Source organism: Nostocoides japonicum T1-X7 (assembly GCF_001046855.1).
In the GTDB taxonomy this organism is placed as follows: domain Bacteria; phylum Actinomycetota; class Actinomycetes; order Actinomycetales; family Dermatophilaceae; genus Nostocoides; species Nostocoides japonicum.
Genome location: NZ_HF570958.1, coordinates 4,823,457 through 4,824,462 on the forward strand (window position 1 = coordinate 4,823,457; position 1,006 = coordinate 4,824,462).

2 protein-coding genes are annotated in these 1,006 nt (G+C 73.0%); both read right to left on the reverse strand.

Annotated features, from left to right (window positions below; genetic code table 11):
* Nucleotides 1-213 (reverse strand): hypothetical protein (locus tag BN12_RS26370; RefSeq protein WP_235432495.1); only part of this gene is annotated, 213 nt, incomplete at its 3' end.
* A gap of 53 nt (nt 214-266) precedes the next feature.
* The coding region (locus BN12_RS21920) for a DMT family transporter (RefSeq protein WP_048555651.1) at nt 267-1,006 on the reverse strand (740 nt) is incomplete at its 5' end.

The following is a 1,006-nucleotide window of genomic DNA, read 5'->3' on the forward strand; positions in this document are numbered from 1 at the left end:
ACCAGATACCTCCACCCGAGACGCGCCGCGGCAGTCGAGGTATCCAACGTCCGTCCCGAGGTCACCAGATACCTCCACTCGAGACGCGCCGCGGCAGTCGAGGTATCCAGCGTCAAGCACGACGTCAACGTCACGAGATACCTCCACCCAACGGGGAATGCGGGAGTCGAGGTATCCAACGTCCGTCCCGAGGTCACGCAACGTCGACGTCACGAGATACCTCCACCCGCCAGGGACATGCGTCGTGCCGGAGGCGTCGGGTCTCATCACCGTGCGTCCCAGAGCACGGCGGCGAGGACGACCAGGCCGCCGGCGACCGAGGCTCCGGCCGGAACCTCGCCGAAGGCGGCCCAGACCCATAGCGGCGCCAAGGGCACATCGGCGGTGCTGAGGACGGCCGCCCGGGACGCCGGTAGGAGGCGCGCCCCCTCGACGTAGCAGGCCAGCGAGAGGGCCTGGACCGTGCCGAAGACGGCGAGGATCGCCAGCGACCGGGTGTCGAGCCACCGGTCGGGGGCGAGCAGAAGGCCGAGGACCGCCAGCTGGAGGGCCGACACGGCAGTTGCGGGGACCTGCGAGATCGTCCGGAACCGCCGTCCGCAGACGGCGACCCCCGCGAGCGCGAGGGTCATCCCCGCGGCGAGCGCGAGACCTCGGGCGGCCTGTGCCGACCCTCCGCCGATGCCTCCGGCAGCGGTCATGGCCACTCCGACGACCGCACCGGTCGCCGCGGCCAGGGTGCGCCGTGCGGGTCGCTCGCGCAGGACGAGCCAGGCGAGGCCCGTCGTGAGGAACGGCGCCGTCGCGTAGACCACGACGACGTTGGCGACCGACGTCGACTGGAGCGCAGGGATGTAGAGCGCGGTGGCGGTCGTCGACAGCGTCGCGAGCAGCAGCCCGCCCCAGCCGACGCGGATGCCCGCGAGCAGCCGGCGCCCCGAGCCCGGCAGGGTCGGTGGTCGCACCCCGGCGCACAGCTGCGCGTCGTCCGACGGGCCGGACCCGG